Source organism: Rhodonellum sp., from assembly GCF_030656585.1.
In the GTDB taxonomy this organism is placed as follows: domain Bacteria; phylum Bacteroidota; class Bacteroidia; order Cytophagales; family Cyclobacteriaceae; genus Rhodonellum; species Rhodonellum psychrophilum.
Window position 1 is genome coordinate 18,653 of record NZ_JAUSPP010000042.1, and the last position, 17,399, is coordinate 36,051.

The window sequence follows — 17,399 nt, forward strand, 5'->3', positions numbered from 1 at the left end:
TAAGCCAAACCATTCCACCGATGATTAAACGATACCTCAAAATCAAGTGTTCTTTTCTACTCCTGTGGGGGATATTTGCTTTTCCGGCTGTTGGGCAAGAAAGCTTTGACCCGGACAAACTATTCATTGAAGCCAGAAAACTGATTCTAGATGGAAAAAGGCAGGAGGGTAGGGAAATAGCTTTCAAGGTACTGGAGAAATACCCTACCTATCCAGATGTCCTTATTTTGGTCGGCAGGTCTTACAGCTGGGATGGTAAATATGATTCGGCATCCCTTTATTTCGAAAGGGCGATTGTGGCCAGTCCGGAATATGAGGATGGATATTTGGGTTACATTGACAATCTTTTGTGGCAGGAAGATTTGGAAAAAGCGGATGAAATCCTGAAAATGGCATTGGAAAAGATAGGCCCTCAGGCCAATGCAATCCAGTACAGACAATCTAAAATACATTATTATAGAGAAGACTATGCAACGGCGCTTAAATTGGCGAACTCGGTTTTCCAAAAAGCACCAAAGTTGGAAGGTTTACTGAACTATATCCAAATTCTCCGAAGGCTCAGCAGGGTTAATGCAGTAGGATTCACATATGATTATGACTCTTTTGAAGGACAAATTTCGCCCTGGAATACCTATTCAATTTATGGAAGGACCAGAACCAAACTGACCGGAACCTTGATTGCAAGGGTCACCAATTCCTCTAGGTTTGATGGCAACGGAACCCAGGTAGAGTTGGATGCCTATCCTTCCTTGGGGAAAAATTCCTATGGATATTTCAATATTGGGTATTCGGGAGCTTCTTTTTTTCCAAAATTCAGGTTCGGATCAAGTATCTATTGGAATCTTCCAAAAGCATTTGAATTGGACGCTGGTTACAGGTATTTACAATTTTCAGAAACGACACATATCATCACGGGTTCCCTTGGGAAGTATGTCAGCAATTGGTGGTTTAATTTCAGAATGAATTTGATCCCTGGCCAAGAGGGAAATTCAGTGAGTGGAAATTTCCAAACCCGCTATTACTTCAAGGGAGCGGAGGATTTTATCAGCATCCAATTCAGTTCTGGCGTGTCTCCAGATGAAGAAAACAGGGATTTTCAATCCCAATTGCTCAATTCGTACAGGGCCAGATTGGGATACCAACACCTATGGACCGAACGTTGGATGGGCTTTGGGTTTGTCGGCTATTCCAAGGATGAAATCAATGCGGGAAGATTCAGGAATAACCTGAATGTTTCCATAGGAACTGAATTTAGATTCTGATGGGAAATAAATTGGGAAAATTGATTCCAGAGGAGTTTAGGGTTTTGCTAAAATGGATATTCTCCTTCCTTTTCATTTTTTTGGCGATACCCTTGGGTGCCTTTTTGCTGTGGAATTTGGTGCCAAAAGCAACTTTGAACGTGATCATTGTAGATAAAACCGTGGTCAACCTTGACTTCCAAGAACATTCTTCCATCCATTGGACACTCAATCACCTCAGGTATGTTAAACCCAACGGGGATTTCTTCAATTTCAAAGAAGATTATTTTGGTTTTTTTCCGGCCAAAGATGGTACGCACTCCATCAAGGACTTAAATGGCTTGACGGATCAAAAAATAGATGAATTGGTAGAGAAGACCGAACTGATCTATTTTTCGGACACCTATGGCGTTTATGAAAATGATCTTGAAAAAGAGGCGCTTCAGGGACCTTCAAAGAAAATTTATGGAGGAATGGACAAGGCAGACCTCAATTTTTTACAAAAGGCTTATTCGGAAGAAATAACAATCATTTCTGAATTCAACACCATTGCCTCACCTACCCCAAAAGCGATCAAAAATGAATTTGAAACCCTGGTCGGGTTGAAATGGACCGGATGGATCGTTCGGTATTTTGATGAACTGGATACTTTGCTAAATGATGAATTGCCATTTTGGATGATTGATTCTTACAACAAACAGCATGACAAGCAATGGGATTTGAAAGGTTCTGGCTTGGTGTTTCTGAAGGATACAGGGAAAATAGAGATCTTGGAATATGAAAAACACACGCTGAACAAGGTGCCTATCATTACCACCGGAACGGCTTTTCGAAACAAAATAGGGATTCCTGAATTTGTTTGGTACCCCTATTGGTTCGATATTGTTTTGATTGACAGGGATTTCGATGTCATTTCTTATTATGACATCAATCCTACAGGAGAAGGGCTAGAGATGCTTCGGGAAATGGGATTGCCCAGGTATTTTCCAGCAGTTGTAGTGAAACCAAATGGGAAAGGGAAATTTTATTATTTTTCCGGGGACTTTGCAGACAATGTGATCTCCAACAGTTCCTTTAGATTCTATGGAATCGCAAAACTTTGGAGGATGTTTATGGATGCTGAAGATTATTCACAGAGAAACAGTTTTTTCTGGAATTACTATTTTCCATTGATGCGCTATATTCTTGATGATGTGAACAAGAAAGAAAATACGGATTGAACCCTAAATAGGCGTTCCGTTTATTAGTGGGGCTGAAACTGTAAAAAAATCAGACCATTTGGAGCATAAGTCCGGGTCCCGTTTGGGGATGGATAACAAATTAATGTGCTGGATACACTTAGCCTAGTGCCATCAAAAAAAACCAAAAAGCTTCAGATTTTTATTTTTTACGATTATAAATCATCAGGGAATCCGGCAACAACCGGTCCGATTCGATGGAATAGGTATTGGAATTCTTGTAGTTTTCGAATTTCCCGGAAATTTTGTCCTTCAATCCAATTTCCTGGACAATATCTATATTCATGTTGTCGGATATTTTATACAGCTCATTTTCAGAAATCAAATATTCACCACTGATGTATTCTTTAAGTTGGGTTTTGTTTCTCATCAGCGGAACAGAAATGAAGGATTGAAAATTAGCAGCAGTATCTAAGACTGAACCTTTCCAAGCCACCGCTGACGGCAAATCCATCGGATATCGGGAAGATAAAAAGGAAAGGATACTGGGGGCAATATCAAAATGTGTACTGACGCCATGGATTCGCTTCGTACGGGAAAGTTTTGGGGAATAAATCATCAAAGGGACATGGAATCTGTCTATTCGTGTGGCCATTGGAATTTCAGGAAGTCGATGGTCACCGGTGATAATGAAAATGGTGTTTTCATACTTGGGCATTTTTTTGTATTCCTCAAAAAACTCCTTCACTGCCTCATCTACATATAAAACACTCGCATAAAGACTTTTATAACTCAGGTAACTTGCCATCTCACTGGGTTTTACTTTGAGGGTATTGGTAAGATGGGTGAGCAGCATCGCCTGGTATTTTTCTTCATTGGGGATGATAAAAGGATCATGAGAAGTCTGCGTCTGGAAAACAGTCATCTGCGGCTGCGGATGGTTTCGGGGAAGCTTTCGCATTCCATTTTCAAACACAGCTTTGTCTGGATAACCCCATGAAAATCCTGATGTGGAAGGAGTGACTTCAAAGTCAGGATCAAAAGAAGTGAGGTCAAGGATTCTGTCTACCTGTTGATAATTTAGAAAAGAACCTACTTTGTCAAAATTGATATCCGCACCGATGTGGAAATTGGTGTAGTAACCATTGTGTTTCAGCAGTGAAAACAAACTGGAATGTTTGGGGAGATTGGGCGCATTCTCCATGAATCCATTTTTAGAAAAAGGCAATGACCCAAACATGCCGGTCAGAATCCCATAGGTCCGACCGGTCGTGGAAAGATTGTTTTTCCAATAAAGACTGTGGTTGGCCAACGAATCCAAAAAAGGGGTAAAACTACGCAAATAAGCGTCCTCCCCTGAATAAGCTTTTCCCAGGCCCTCTACAATGATGAAAACCAAATCTGGAATGGAGTCAAATTCATTGAAGAATGGCCCCAAAACATCTGGATAATTGTTTTCATGCAAAAATGGATATTCTGAATTCAAATATTTTTTAGTCATCAATTGATTTTCATCATTGGTATTTGCAAGATAAAAATCAAAATAGAGATTGCTTTCAGCTGTGAAGTGGCTGTAGGACTGGTCGTAGAGGTAGAAGGATTTATTGGCCTTCAGGTTGGTTTCCATACCAGAAATAGGCTTTGGGGAAAGGATGGCAATCAGGTTGAAAACAAGGAGGTATCCATAACAAATACCGCTGAGTACCAAAGCCGTATTGAAGGAAATCCTAATCCGTTTTCCCAATCCTGTAAAAAAGTAGATAACAGAAACCAAAACAAGGATCACGACTCCATTTAGCATATTGATCACCCCGGAAGCCTTTAGTGTGGCGATGATGTCTTTTGTCGAGTAGGCATAAAGATCATCTCCCAACGGGAAAAGAGATTTGGTAAAATAAAAAATCAAACCTCCGTGGATGATCAGAAGAAAAGTGATCATGATCCGCGTGATTATTTCGATGGTTCTGGGTAGAAAAAAGCCAATCAATACATTGAGCAGCAAGAAAAAACCCAATAGATAGAATATCCATTCGAAATCCCTAATGAGCCCTCCGAGGATGATATTGATCGGTTGGAAATCCAATGGGTGAATCTTGAAAACCCAGATGACTTCCACCAGTCTCAACAACAGCATCAGAATAAGATAGGGAATTGCGATCAGCCAAAAGTTTTTGAAATTGTCTTTTATCGTGGTTAGAAAATTGGAATTGATCGCAGCTTGGTGGGACATATTTATTATTCTGACTTAAATGCAGGGGGGCGACGTACTTTATCGATTATTTTTTTCGAAAATACCTATATTGCACGACTATACAAGACCTATATGAACAAAAGTACACTTTTGAAGGAGCTCTTCACAAATTTGTCCACCACTGGCGCAGTAACTTTCAGCTCCAAAGCACTCGTTAAAAAAATGTTGTCATTCGCCGATTTTAAGGGTGCTAAATTAATTGTAGAATTGGGAGGGGGAGATGGTAGTATTACTCAGGGAATAGTGGAAAGAATGGATGCTGACGCCGTGTTGTTGGTTTTTGAAATTAGCCAGAATTTTTGCACCAACCTTGAAAAGGTTTTTCCTCAAGACAATGTTCATGTCATTTGTGATTCAGCAGAAAATATTGACCAGTATTTGGATGGGAAAAAAGCAGACTTCATCTTCTCGTCATTGCCACTGAGCCTGATCCCAAAATCAAATCGTCATCAGATCTACAAAAAAAGCAAAGAATCTGTTTCAGATTCAGGTAAGTTTATCCAGATCTGTTATTCTTACGCGTTGAAATTTCAGTTTGCCAATCATTTTAGCGAAATCAAAACTTCTTTCACCCTAAAAAATTTCCCGCCAGCTTTTATCATGGTCTGCAATTGAAGCAATGCCGCTAAAGCCTTTATTCGGTTGTTGGCTATTTTTGCTCTTGGCTGGTGGCCATGTTTTTGCAAGGCAAGACCAATTTCAATTCTCGCAAAAACATGGTCTTCCGCTGATTTGGGCATCTTCCGAAATTGAAAGAGAGCAGGCTGAATTCCTTCAATCAGAACTTCTGAATTGGCTCGATGCATCGCTTCCAATTTATACTGGACCATCAAAACCCAAAAGTTTTTTTCTCAAACTTGAAATAAATCCAAGTGGTTTTGAGAACACGTATTTCAAAATCCAATCTCTTGATAGCGGAATTTCACTGGTTGCAAAAGACCAGTTAGCACTGTCATTTTCGGTGTCCACATTTTTGGAAATCTTGGGAATCCGAAAATACACGGTCGATTTTACTTATTATCCCGAAGACAAAACGATTGTTTTCCCGAAGAATTTTGACAAATCCTATCAGCCGGATTTTGAATACAGGGCACTTTTTTATCCCGAGGCCTACGATCAATCCTTCAGGGGTTGGCACAAATTGGATTGGCACATCGATGATTTTGGGCTTTGGGGACATTCCTTTTCTAAATTGATTTCAACCAAAGAGTATTTCGATTTGCATCCTGAGTACTTTGCCTTATATAAAGGCAAAAGAAGATCAGAATCCATCTGCATGACCAATGATGGAGTGTTTGCGCTTGCAAAGAAGAATCTTGAAACTCTGATTTTAGAAAATCCCGGAGCAAGGTATTTTTCCATCAGTCAGAATGATGGTGTGATTCATTGTGGCTGTGGGCAATGCAAAAGTATAAATGATGCCAACGGCGGGCCCACAGGAGCTTTGGTCCATTTTGTGAATCGATTGGCCTCCGAATTCCCCGACCAGGAGTTCGCCACACTCGCCTATCAACACACTGTTTTGCCGCCATCGGAGATCAAACCATTGACAAATGTCACGACGATTTATTGTCCGATAGAAATCAATCGTGGGCAAGCCATTCCTGAAGACAGCAGAAGCGAATTTGTGGGAAATATCTTGGAGGATTGGCAATCGGTAAATCCCAAAACCTTTGTTTGGGATTATACCGTTCAGTTTAGCCATTATTTATCCCCATTTCCAAATCTGCATGTGTTGCAGAAAAACTTCCAATTCTACAAATCCAAAGGAGTGAAGGGACTATTTGTCCAAGGGTATGGAGATATCCCTGGTGATTTTTATGAACTCCGGCAATATCTCTTGGCAAAATTGCTTTGGGATGTTCACCTGGATTTTGAGAAGGAAATGGAAGAATTCCTCTTGCGCTTTTATGGAAATGCTTCGGAGTACATCAGTGCCTACCTCAGCCTTTTGCAAGCCGGGCAACAGGTACAGGATAAAATATTGGATATTTATTCAGGCCCAATTGCCCAATCCAAGACTTTTTTGGCTCCATCCTATATGGACCAATACGATCAGTTGATCAAAAAGGCGGAAGAGGCTACGGAATCCGACCCACTATTTGCCAGCCGTGTGGCCAAAGTCAGGAAATCCCTGGAGTATGTGTATTTGGAGCAGGCGAAATATTATGGAAAAAATGATTTTGGCATGTTTCAAAAGGAAAATGGAAATTGGGTTGTCCCCAGTCACCTTCCTTTAAGAGTTAAGAGCTTTGCAAAGGATGCCAATCAAAGAGGCATTTATGAAATCAGGGAGAACGGACCCAGCCCTGATTTATATGTGCATGAATGGGAGAATATAATTGAAAATGCCTTGTTGGAAAATAAGGCAGAGAATTTTCACGTTACCTATTTGACAGCACCTTCATCTGAATACCAAGGAAATGGTCCCTCGGACTTGGTCAATGGGATCAGGGGATTTCTAGATTTTAAAATCCAGTGGGTGGGTTGGTATGAAACAGATCCGGAATTGGTGATCAAGACCGGAGGGATCGATTTTAAGTCGGTACAAATCGGGTTTTTGGAAGATCAGAGGCATTGGATTTTCCCGCCTGAGAATGTTCGGGTTTTTGGTTGGCGAAAAAATAAATGGAAATTGCTTTCGGTCAAGCATTTGGTGTCACTTCGGGAGCATCCAGAAGTTGATAGAAAAACCATTGATTTGAAAATCAAAAAGGCGCATCGTTTTGAGGAATTCAAAATCTTGATTAAGAACCAAGCCCGGCTTCCCCATTGGACGTATCGGAAAGATAAAATGCCCATGGTCATGTTGGATGAAATTTTGTTGAAATAAAAAATCAATCGTGGTAAAAAAGGATTCAATATCGATTTTAGAAACGGCGATCTTGGAAATGGGAAGATTAAAAGGTGACAAGTCTTTTAGCCCGAGTGAAGTTATCCAATGGATTTTCCCGCAGTCTTGGGAACATTTTATTCCCGAGGTAATGGATGAAATGATGCGGCTTCTTGAAGAGGGAAGGGTTTCCCTTTCTCAGGAGGAAGGAAGCGTCCCCAAGTATTTTTTGCCACAAACCCTTTTTAGAATAAAGACCTAGCCATAAACCTATCGGTACTTTTCAGTGTTATCCCAAAAAAAACATGAAATTCCTTTTAATCCTGTTGAGTTTCTCATTTATAAGTTTGCTGGCCAACGGCCAGTCCCAAAATCAATACAACGAAAAAAATATGCAAGAAATACCCAAAACCAATGTTGAAATCCCGGAAGGATACGAAATGGCCACACTTGGATCAGGTTGTTTCTGGTGCATTGAAGCCATTTATCAAGAACTTAACGGCGTAGACAAGGTAAAATCAGGATACAGTGGGGGACACATTGCCAGTCCAACATACAGACAAGTGACCAACGGCACCACAGGACATGCCGAGGTTATTCAATTTCTATTTGATCCGAAGATCCTCACATTTTCAGTGATTCTGGAAATATTCTGGTCCACCCATGATCCGACGACGCTCAATAGGCAAGGTGCGGATGTAGGTCCACAATACAGATCGGCAGTGTTTTATCATTCAGATTCCCAAAAACAAGAAGCGGAGTTTTTCAAAAAGAAATTGGATGACGCTGGGGCTTTCAACAGACCAATTGTCACGGAAATCACACCTTTTAGCAATTTCTATGTTGCTGAAGATTATCATCAAAACTATTTCAAAGACAATGGCATGCAGCCTTATTGCCAAATAGTGGTCCGACCCAAAGTGGAAAAATTCAAGAAGGTGTTTGCTGAAAAATTGAAATAAGATTTGCTGGAATGGAAAGGTGTTGAAAACTGTTTCTTGACGATATACTATTTTCTAATTACTTTTAGGAAATATTTTAAACGCTACCACACATGAAAAAATCAGCTGTTTTTGTAATAACCACCTTACTTTGGTCTTGTAATCCCGCACCGAGTGAAAAAGAGGAGGCCTCGGAGTTAACTGAAACGACAGAGGCTTTTGCCACTGGGAATTTCGGTGCCGAAGTTGATGAATCCAATGTTTATACCATTGCCCAAATGTATGAAACCTTGGAAACAAAAGGAGATTTTGAAGGGAAAGTGATAGGAGAGATCAAAGAGGTTTGTGCCGATAAAGGATGCTGGATGACGGTGGAATTGCCAGATGGGCAGTTGATGCGGGTGACCTTTAAGGATTATGGTTTCTTTGTTCCAAAAAATGCGATGGGTTATCCCGTAATTATGGATGGTGTGGCCACCAGATCCATCACAGACGTGGCTTCACAAAAGCATTATGCTGAGGATGCAGGAAAATCCAAAGAAGAAATTGATGCAATCACCTCCGACAAGGAAGAATATAAATTTGAGGCAGTAGGAGTGATTATAAAAGAAAACGCATAAAAATAAATATGGCAATAGCATTGGACAACTTACGCGTGGGCAGGACTTACGAATTTACCAATCTTGGGGAAAATCGAAGGTTTCAGATCTTGGCGAGGATCTCCAGTGAGGATTTTAGAGTCAAAGACCTTGATACAACTGAGGTTTACACCATTGAAGAATTGCTTCGGTGGGGCAGGGGAAAGGATTATGATTTGGACGAATGGAATCCAGAAGAATAAAAAGCCTTTGGGGATTCCCCCAAAGGCTTTTTTGATCAATGCATTGCCTTGAATCCGGGTTCATAAATGATCCTAAGAAAAGAACTGATGCCATTGTTTTGACGGCTAAGCGGGATGCCTGTGACGATCCCCACCATGATGCTTTCTGACAAGCCAATCCGCATCTGTGGTCTCAATACGGTTTCCATTTTTCCTTGGTAGATTTCCTTGTTGACTTCCAGTCCTATAAAATTCCTGGTTCCGGTGATCATGTAGTGAAAATTCGTATTGATGTCATAGCTGACATGGCTTTTTTGATTGAATTCTTTTTCAATCCTTGGCCCAGTATAGATTAGGGTGTGGTAATTGCTCCCCCATCTTTTTGCGGCAATGAAAATTGGGTTATAAATATTCCCCTTGAAGAGTTGGCGAAAACTGAGATTGTTGAGGTCTACAAACTCAAATTCGTGAATATAGCCCAATGCAAGTGAGGTCTTTGCTTTTTCAGAAACCAAAAAGGTCCATTGAGTCGCCAATTTAATGGATTCGAGCCTATTGGAGGGTTTTTCTAGGTTTTGTGACAATTCTCCTCTTGAGGAAAAGACAGTCAAAGGAACTTCAATCTCAAAACCAAGGCGATCGATTGGAGCCCATTCGTATTCCACCAAGGCTTCATATTCATCAAAACCATTTTTATCGGTCATTCCGAAGCCAAAATTCCATTCTTTTTCTCCTTTTCGGGCGCCCAGATCACGAATCAAATCGATGTATAAGGGTTCTGCATGGAGGATTTTGGCCTTTTCTTTGGATTGTGGCGCTTCTATTTCGTCAAGGAAAAGGCTATCTAAAATTCTCTTTTCGATTTTAAGGCTGTCAGACAGATTTTGGCCAATTGAAGGTAAGGCATACAGGCAAAGCCCGAGCATTGCAAGGATTTTTTTCATCTAAATAAATGGAAATTTTTGTTTGAATTAAGTTAGGACATTAAAAAGAACCCTAGCTTTTGGGTGGTGGGGAGTCAATTTCCTGTGACAGGCTCTCGGAAAAATCAGCGTAAAAAGCATTGGGTTTAAGCCATAAATTTAGCTTTACAGATTCAAGTTTCCAGAAATTGTGGGGAAGATTCATCTTCAGATCGAGCAATGACCTTTTTCCTCCCGGTACTTCAGTGTCGGGAACAGTGTCGTCATCCATTTCCAAAAAATACTCCAAGACCAGTTCTGTAAGTGTATCCAAAGGGTCTTGGGACTGAATGAAAATCGACTGGGATTCAGTTGATTGATAAAAACTTGCAGATAGATTCAGAAAGTTCATCAGCAGGATGAAATTTATCCATCGTGTTAGCTTATGTATCCTCAATCTTTTTAACATGCTGCAAAGTTAAGAAAACCATTTCAACCCCGAATCAAAATCTTCCATTAATGTGTTACATAACCAAGAGTCTTTCTTTTGGATTGTTTATCTTTAGGTCACAATATTTTAGTTATGAAAAAAGTTAGTTTAGGAGCAGCAATGGTCCTTGCAAAATGCCCAAGATGCAGGGAGGGGCAAATCTTCCCTACCTCGATCATTAGTTACAGAAAGCTTTCAGACGTGCACAACCATTGCCCCACGTGTAATGCTGTACTTACCCCAGAGCCTGATTTTTACTATGGTGCCATGTACATCAGCTATGCATTCTCCGTAGCCCTAGTCGTCAATGTCCTGATTGTGCTCAACTATCTGTTTGATGATCCGGATGTTTGGGTATATGTGACGACCGTACTGATTGGAAATCTGTTGTTGGTGCCTATTATGTTGCGTTATTCAAAAGTTCTTTATCTTAATTTGGTGGGGAAACTGAAATATGACCCAGATTGGAAGAAACTCAAGGCTTGAATGGATTGGGATTTAATCCTTTTGTTAAATTCGTATGGGTATTTACGCTACTTTGTCCATAAACCAATGGACCAGTTGAAAACCCAAAAAACACAAGGGGTTTGATTTCTTCGGTCTTTTTTCCAAAGGCCCCGATGTCTATCAGTGATATCACGCCCATTTCTCAAAAGTGGAAATGACTTATACAGCAGTGGATATGCATAAATCCTTCTTACTTCTCCTAATAATCAAACAAAACAAATAAAAAAATGGCGAATAATGTCTTTGGGGAATTGCTCATGGTTTGCAGTACTTCTCCACTTACAGGATACTATAGAAACGGATGTTGTGAGACGGGAAAGGATGATGTGGGAACGCATACAGTATGTGCTGTGATGACGCAGGAGTTTTTGGATTTCAGCAAGAAAATGGGAAATGACCTTATTACCCCGATTCCCGCAGCTGCATTTCCAGGTTTGAAACCCGGAGACCGTTGGTGCCTTTGCGCCAGCAGGTGGATGCAAGCCCATTATCAAGGAGTTGCACCTAAAATTTATCTAGAAGCAACACATGAAAAAACATTGGAATTTATTTCTTTGGAAGAGTTGGTCAAATATGCCATGGTGGTCAAATAGAATCTGTAAAAACAGGATTTAATGAAGCCTGTTTGCCTCAAAGACCGAGTCGCTACATTCTTCGCCTATTTAATTTGTTTGTAATACAAACTTTTTAAAAGTAAAGTAAACTTTTTTCAGAAGATGTCGGTTTAAGCATTTGATTTAAATTTATGCCAATGGAATCTCTCTTCAAGAAAATCAGGGTTGACGTCAACAAAAATATCTATTTGAAAGATCCTTTCAGTTCTGATTTGGGAAAAGTGATTGTTGCCAAAGGAATTATAATGATCTCAGAACTGGGACTTGAACAATTTACTTTCAAAAAACTGGCGGGGAAGGTCGATTGTACAGAATCTGCCATCTATCGGTATTTTGAAAATAAACACAAGCTATTGCTTTTTCTTATGGTTTGGTATTGGGGATATTTGGAACATAATCTCATTATATCCACTGCGAATTTGCCTGATCCAAAAAAAAGACTGAAGATTGCACTAGAAATATTGGTGAACGGGCCTATATATAAAGTAAACGATTACATAGATCCGGTTTCCTTAAAGCATCTGCTAACAAATGAAGCAACGAAGGCTTTTATGACCAAGGAAATTGATCAGGAATATCAAAATGGATTTTTCCATTATTATCATAAAATTGGAAATAGGATAGCAGCAATCATCACGGAGATCAACCCTGATTATGAATTTCCAAAGGCACTGGTATCCACAGTAATGGGATCAGGTCTAATGCAATCCTACTATTCCGAACATCTACCGGGATTGACAGAAATCAAGAACGGAGATGAAAAACGAACGGAGTTTTTCCAAAACATGGTTTTTAAAACAATTGAAAATGAATATTGACATCGCCCTCACCCCGATCAAAAGATTTTGGAAATTTCTTCAGGATGAAAGAAAAGAAGTGTATTCGATTTATTTCTATGCACTTCTCAATGGTCTTGTATCCCTCAGTCTTCCGCTTGGTATCCAAGCGATCTTTAATTTTATCCTGGGAGGAAGGGTAAGCACTTCTTGGCTTTTGCTTGTCTTTGTAGTTGCCGCTGGGATTAGTTTTGGCGGATATCTTCAAATCAATCAATTGTACCTCACAGAAAAAATGCAGCAAAGAATATTCACCAAGACAGGTTTTGGCTTTGCTTTCCGCTTGCCGATGTTGAAATTGGATGAATTGCATGATAAACACACCCCCGAACTCGTCAACCGTTTCTTTGACGTGATGAATCTTCAAAAAGGCATGGCAAAGATCCTGACCGATTTTACCACAGCAACCATTCAGGTGTTTTTTGGCTTGTTACTCTTGGCCTTTTACCACCAGTTTTTCATCATTTTTGGGCTTATTCTGATCATAATTTTGTTTCTGATTTTTTATTATACAAGCCCAAAGGGAATGGAAACCTCTCTGAATGAATCCAAAGCAAAATATGGGGTAGCCTATTGGTTGGAGGAAATCGGCAGAACTATGGCCACTTTTAAATTGGCAGGAAATTCAAATCTACCTTTTATCAAAGTGGACAGATTGCTGAAGTCTTATGTAGAATACAGAAATCAGCATTTTGGGGTGTTGGTGTTCCAATACAAAATCCTGATCGTGTTCAAAGTACTGATTGTCTCCTCCCTTTTGGTAGCAGGAAGTTTGTTGTTGATCAACAATGAGATCAGTATTGGCCAATTTGTCGCTGCCGAGATTATTATTGTTTTGGTAGTGAATTCAGTTGAAAAAATCATTTTGTCCTTGGAGACGGTTTATGATACCCTTACTGCTTTTGAAAAAATCGGTCAGGTGATGGATTTGCCAATGGAAATGCAGGCAGGAACAGAAAAATCACTCACCCCCGAAAAATCGGGACTTAAATTTGAAATTCAAAACCTTAGTTTTAGGACAAGACATTCAGAATATGAAATTTTGAATGACGTATCACTTTCCCTCCAACCTGGAGAAAAGGTGGTTTTGGCCGGAGGAAGTGGAAGCGGAAAAAGTACCTTGATGAATTTGATGTCGGGTCTGTATTCTGAATACAGGGGTAAAATCATCGTAAATGGATTGCCCATTGATACCATGGATCTTGGGAAATTCAGAAGTTTTGTTGGAGATAGCCTTACACATGAATCCATTTTTAGTGGTACCATTAGAGAAAACATAGTACTTGGGAGGGAAATAAAAGAGAATTTTCTGAGGGAAATTGTCGAACTCGTTGGCTTGAACACATTTGTTTATGAACTTCCAGATGATTTGAATACTGAATTGATGCCGGAAGGAAAGGGCGTCAGTAAGGCTGTCATAAGCTCTATAATTATGGCCAGGTGTTTGTCTGGAAAACCAAAGGTTTTGTTTTTAGAGGCCTTGTTTTCAGATTTTTCTCCGGCAATAAAAAAACGGGTTAAGGAATATATTTCCTCAGGCCCATGGACAGTAATGATGATTTCTGAAGATGAGGAAATAATAAGCCTTTTTCCAAGGGTTATCGAATTGGAAAAAGGAAAAATAATCTTTGATGGGAGAAGTCAAGATTATTTACGATTAAAAAACTCCTAAAATTCTATAGGTATGTTAAACATTTCGAAGAATAAGATCGGGAGAAAATTGTCATTTGACGGTTACGAGAGTTATCGGATGACTTTGCCCGAAGATGAAAGGAAAAACCGGATCAGGGTATTGTTGTGGTTGCTTGCCGCTGCTATCTTGTTCATATTCTTGCCTTGGACACAAAATGTCAGAAGCTATGGATATGTCACAGCCTTGAGACCCGATCAGCGGCCCCAGACGGTGAATTCCATCATCGCGGGAAGGATTGAAGAATGGTATGTGGCTGAAGGGGATTATGTCCAGAAAGGAGATACCATTCTGCAGGTTTCTGAAATCAAGGACAATTTCTTTGATCCACTTTTATTGGAAAGGACCCAACTTCAGGTAGATGCCAAAAACATGGCTGCAAAATCCTATGGAGGGAGGGTAGTGGCCCAAAAAAATCAATTTGAGGCTCTTAGGGCCAATAATATTCTCAGGAAAGAGCAGGCGGAAAACAAACTCAAAATGTCAGAGTTGAAGGTGAAATCTGATAGCATTCGGTTTGAACAGTCCAAAGTGAATTTCCAGGTTGGGGTCGAGCAACTTCAGCGGGCAGAAAACCTTTATAGGGAAGGTTTGACTTCGCTTACGGATTTTGAAACAAGGAAATTGAGATTTCAGGAAGTTCAATCCGGTTTGATTTCAGCAGAAAATACGCTCTTGAGCAGCAAGAATGAATTTATTTCTGCCAAAATTGAGTTGCAGGCGATCGACAATGATTTTAGGGATAAAATGGCTAAAACCGAAGCCGATATGTATTCGGCAATGTCGTCTCAATACGATGCAGAGGCTACAGCATCACAGTTGGAAAACCAGTTCTCAAACTATGAGGTCAGAAGTAGCTACAGATATATACTTGCACCTCAAACCGGATATGTCACCAAAGCCATTCGGGTAGGAATCGGAGAAACCATCAGTGAAGGTGCCGAAATTATCAGTATCCTACCAGCCGATGCTAAACTGGCTGTTGAAATGTACGTTGCTCCCGTAGATTTGCCTTTGGTAAAAGAAGGGAATAGGGTTCGGTTTATTTTTGACGGCTGGCCTGCGATTGTATTTTCGGGTTGGCCACAGCTTTCGAACGGGACTTTTGGGGGCGTCGTGGTAGCCATAGATAGATTTACGAGTACTTCAGACGGATATCGCGTTTTGGTGGTAGAAGATCCAGAAGAGCATCCATGGCCTGATGCACTTAAAATCGGCTCCGGGGCCGATGGCATTGCCTTATTAAACGATGTGCCGATTTGGTATGAAATCTGGCGGCAATTGAACGGTTTTCCAGCTGATTATTATACCAGAAGGGAACAGCAGGCCATTAAAGACAGCAAGAAATGAGAAAAATTTCATTGACTGTTTTGTGCTTAATCTTCTCTTTTGGGGCCATTGGGCAGGAGATGCTTACCTATGAATATTTCCTCGAGTTGGTGAAGGATTTTCATCCAGTTTCCAAGCAAGCAGAAACTACCTTGCGTTTTGGGGAGCAGGAAATGAGAATTGCGAGAGGGGGGTTTGATCCTCTTTTGTATGGTAATTATGACCAAAAAGAGTTCAGCGAAACTGAATATTATCGTAAAAAGGAAGCAGGTCTTCTTGTTCCCACCGTTGGCGGGGTCGAACTGAAAGGTGTTTTTGAACAAAACACTGGTACTTACCTCAATGCCGAGAGAACTGTTCCCGGGAATGGTTTGCTTGCCGCTGGAGCCTCAGTAAATTTGGGTCAAGGACTATTTATAGACAAAAGAAGGGCTGCATTGCGCCAAGCAGAGGTTTATATCGATGCTACGCAAGCTGAGAGACAGCAGATCCTCAATGATCTTTACTTGGAGGCCACACAAGTTTATTGGTATTGGGCCGCTAGTTTTCAGAACCAAAATCTGTTGGAAGAAAGTGTTGTGTTGGCAGAAATTCGTTTTGAGGCAGTGAAGGAAAGTTTTTTTGAAGGAAGTTTGGCGGCCATTGATACGATAGAAGCCTACACACAAGTCCTTAACAGAGCTTTTAGACTTCAATCCGCCGAAATTGCGTATTTCAATGCCACCCAGGAACTGAACACGTTTTTGTGGGATCCGGAAAATGTCCCCTTGGATATTGCGGAAAATGCAGTTCCACAAAATGTTCTGGAGTTCATCGAATTGGATTTTGACAAGGAAGAGATGAGGGCGCTGATCAACAATCACCCTCTGCTGAGATTGGCGGATTTTGAATTGAATACTTTGGAGATCGAGAGGAGATGGAAAGCGGAACAATTAAAGCCGGTGATGAAAGTCAATTATAATTTCCTTTCTGAAGCGGTTGGACCTCTGAATGCCTCTCCCTTCTTTGAAAACAATTACAAATGGGGTTTCACTTTTCAAACCTCCCTGTTTTTAAGAAAAGAACGAGGAGGATTGGGATTGGTCAAGGCAAAACTTGATTTTAAACAGTCGGATAGGGAATTGAAATCGATTCAACTCAGGACAAAGTTGGAAAGTGAAATCAACAAATTTGAAACCTTGCAGCGACAGCTTGGCGTTTTTAACGCCAATATTCTGGGTTTGACCAGACTTCTAGAAGGCGAGCAAACCCGTTTTCAAATGGGGGAAAGCTCACTTTTCCTGATCAATGCAAGAGAGGTGACACTTTTGGATTCCAGATTGATCCTGAATGATTTGGAGGCCAATAGAAAAATAGCCTATTCCAAAATGCTGAATGCTGCTGGATTGGGTTTTGACTTTTAAGTCCAAATTCTAAGATAGTGGAAAATTAACGTAAAGCATCAAACTTAAGGTAAGTTAGATGGAATATGCGTTGCATTTACAGATAGTGCTTGAAACTGCACGAAAATCAGACTTTTGTAAAATGAAGTCTATTGTCGATATGATACAGTCAAAATCGACAAACAACCGACAGATTATTAAGTAGTTTAACCCGCAATATGCAATAGGTTTCCAAATGGGATTGAAACGGAAAGAAAATCAGCCTATTGGAAGAATAATTCCTAACACCAATAGGGTGTAATCAAAAATAGTCAACACTCAATTGATTTTCAGTCAATTACAATATTGAGTTGAGTCCGCTTTGCATAAAACGGGTTAAAAGCTG

The 17,399-nt window shown here is 40.3% G+C and carries 17 protein-coding genes; 14 read left to right on the forward strand and 3 right to left on the reverse strand.

The window, feature by feature from the left end:
* Positions 1-20: 20 nt before the first annotated feature.
* The gene (locus tag Q7J63_RS10815) at positions 21-1,262 is read left to right on the forward strand and encodes a YaiO family outer membrane beta-barrel protein (RefSeq protein ID WP_304886051.1); all 1,242 of its coding nucleotides are present in this window, start codon (positions 21-23) and stop codon (positions 1,260-1,262) included.
* Positions 1,262-2,461, forward strand: coding sequence for a hypothetical protein (locus Q7J63_RS10820; RefSeq protein WP_304886053.1), 1,200 nt, complete (start codon positions 1,262-1,264; stop codon positions 2,459-2,461). Before Q7J63_RS10815 ends, Q7J63_RS10820 begins: the two co-directional genes overlap by 1 nt.
* Before the next feature lie 160 nt (positions 2,462-2,621).
* Here Q7J63_RS10820 and Q7J63_RS10825 read toward each other — a convergent pair whose 3' ends face one another.
* The gene (locus tag Q7J63_RS10825; RefSeq protein WP_304886054.1) at positions 2,622-4,649 is read right to left on the reverse strand and encodes an LTA synthase family protein; all 2,028 of its coding nucleotides are present in this window, start codon (positions 4,647-4,649) and stop codon (positions 2,622-2,624) included.
* A 93-nt stretch (positions 4,650-4,742) separates the two neighbouring features.
* On the opposite strand from Q7J63_RS10825, the gene Q7J63_RS10830 reads away from it, so the two are divergent.
* From Q7J63_RS10830 to Q7J63_RS10855, 6 genes are all read left to right on the forward strand, one after another.
* Positions 4,743-5,285 (forward strand): class I SAM-dependent methyltransferase, encoded by a 543-nt coding sequence (locus Q7J63_RS10830; protein WP_019598870.1) that lies wholly within the window; start codon positions 4,743-4,745, stop codon positions 5,283-5,285.
* Between the two features lie 4 nt (positions 5,286-5,289).
* Positions 5,290-7,503, forward strand: a complete 2,214-nt coding sequence (locus Q7J63_RS10835) for a DUF4838 domain-containing protein (protein WP_304886057.1) — start codon at positions 5,290-5,292, stop codon at positions 7,501-7,503.
* A 10-nt stretch (positions 7,504-7,513) separates the two neighbouring features.
* The gene (locus tag Q7J63_RS10840; protein WP_304886059.1) at positions 7,514-7,765 is read left to right on the forward strand and encodes a DUF3253 domain-containing protein; all 252 of its coding nucleotides are present in this window, start codon (positions 7,514-7,516) and stop codon (positions 7,763-7,765) included.
* Between the two features lie 43 nt (positions 7,766-7,808).
* A complete protein-coding gene (msrA, locus tag Q7J63_RS10845; RefSeq protein WP_304886061.1) occupies positions 7,809-8,465 on the forward strand; it encodes a peptide-methionine (S)-S-oxide reductase MsrA in 657 nt (218 codons plus the stop codon).
* A gap of 92 nt (positions 8,466-8,557) precedes the next feature.
* Positions 8,558-9,064: a DUF4920 domain-containing protein gene (locus Q7J63_RS10850; RefSeq protein ID WP_304886062.1), complete on the forward strand. Its 507-nt coding sequence runs from the start codon at positions 8,558-8,560 to the stop codon at positions 9,062-9,064.
* Positions 9,065-9,072: 8 nt separating this feature from the next.
* Positions 9,073-9,285 carry a hypothetical protein gene (locus Q7J63_RS10855; protein ID WP_019598865.1) on the forward strand — a complete coding sequence of 71 codons (213 nt, stop codon included), beginning with the start codon at positions 9,073-9,075 and terminating at the stop codon, positions 9,283-9,285.
* Positions 9,286-9,320: 35 nt separating this feature from the next.
* Here Q7J63_RS10855 and Q7J63_RS10860 read toward each other — a convergent pair whose 3' ends face one another.
* Both Q7J63_RS10860 and Q7J63_RS10865 read right to left on the reverse strand, forming a co-directional pair.
* A complete protein-coding gene (locus Q7J63_RS10860) occupies positions 9,321-10,208 on the reverse strand; it encodes an HAEPLYID family protein (protein WP_304886065.1) in 888 nt (295 codons plus the stop codon).
* A gap of 52 nt (positions 10,209-10,260) precedes the next feature.
* Positions 10,261-10,578, reverse strand: coding sequence for a hypothetical protein (locus tag Q7J63_RS10865; RefSeq protein WP_304886067.1), 318 nt, complete (start codon positions 10,576-10,578; stop codon positions 10,261-10,263).
* Between the two features lie 171 nt (positions 10,579-10,749).
* On the opposite strand from Q7J63_RS10865, the gene Q7J63_RS10870 reads away from it, so the two are divergent.
* The 6 genes from Q7J63_RS10870 (at position 10,750) to Q7J63_RS10895 (ending at position 17,035) form a co-directional block, all read left to right on the forward strand.
* Complete coding sequence (locus Q7J63_RS10870) at positions 10,750-11,142, forward strand: DUF983 domain-containing protein (RefSeq protein WP_022582298.1); 393 nt, start codon at positions 10,750-10,752, stop codon at positions 11,140-11,142.
* A gap of 248 nt (positions 11,143-11,390) precedes the next feature.
* Positions 11,391-11,756 (forward strand): DUF2237 family protein, encoded by a 366-nt coding sequence (locus Q7J63_RS10875; RefSeq protein WP_304886070.1) that lies wholly within the window; start codon positions 11,391-11,393, stop codon positions 11,754-11,756.
* Between the two features lie 158 nt (positions 11,757-11,914).
* On the forward strand, positions 11,915-12,595 hold the full coding sequence (locus tag Q7J63_RS10880) for a TetR/AcrR family transcriptional regulator (protein ID WP_304886072.1): 681 nt from the start codon (positions 11,915-11,917) through the stop codon (positions 12,593-12,595).
* A complete protein-coding gene (locus Q7J63_RS10885) occupies positions 12,585-14,285 on the forward strand; it encodes a peptidase domain-containing ABC transporter (RefSeq protein ID WP_304886073.1) in 1,701 nt (566 codons plus the stop codon). The genes Q7J63_RS10880 and Q7J63_RS10885 overlap by 11 nt, the downstream gene beginning before the upstream one ends.
* A gap of 12 nt (positions 14,286-14,297) precedes the next feature.
* Positions 14,298-15,653 carry an HlyD family secretion protein gene (locus Q7J63_RS10890; protein WP_304886075.1) on the forward strand — a complete coding sequence of 452 codons (1,356 nt, stop codon included), beginning with the start codon at positions 14,298-14,300 and terminating at the stop codon, positions 15,651-15,653.
* Complete coding sequence (locus Q7J63_RS10895) at positions 15,650-17,035, forward strand: TolC family protein (protein WP_304886077.1); 1,386 nt, start codon at positions 15,650-15,652, stop codon at positions 17,033-17,035. The genes Q7J63_RS10890 and Q7J63_RS10895 overlap by 4 nt, the downstream gene beginning before the upstream one ends.
* Positions 17,036-17,399: the final 364 nt, after the last annotated feature.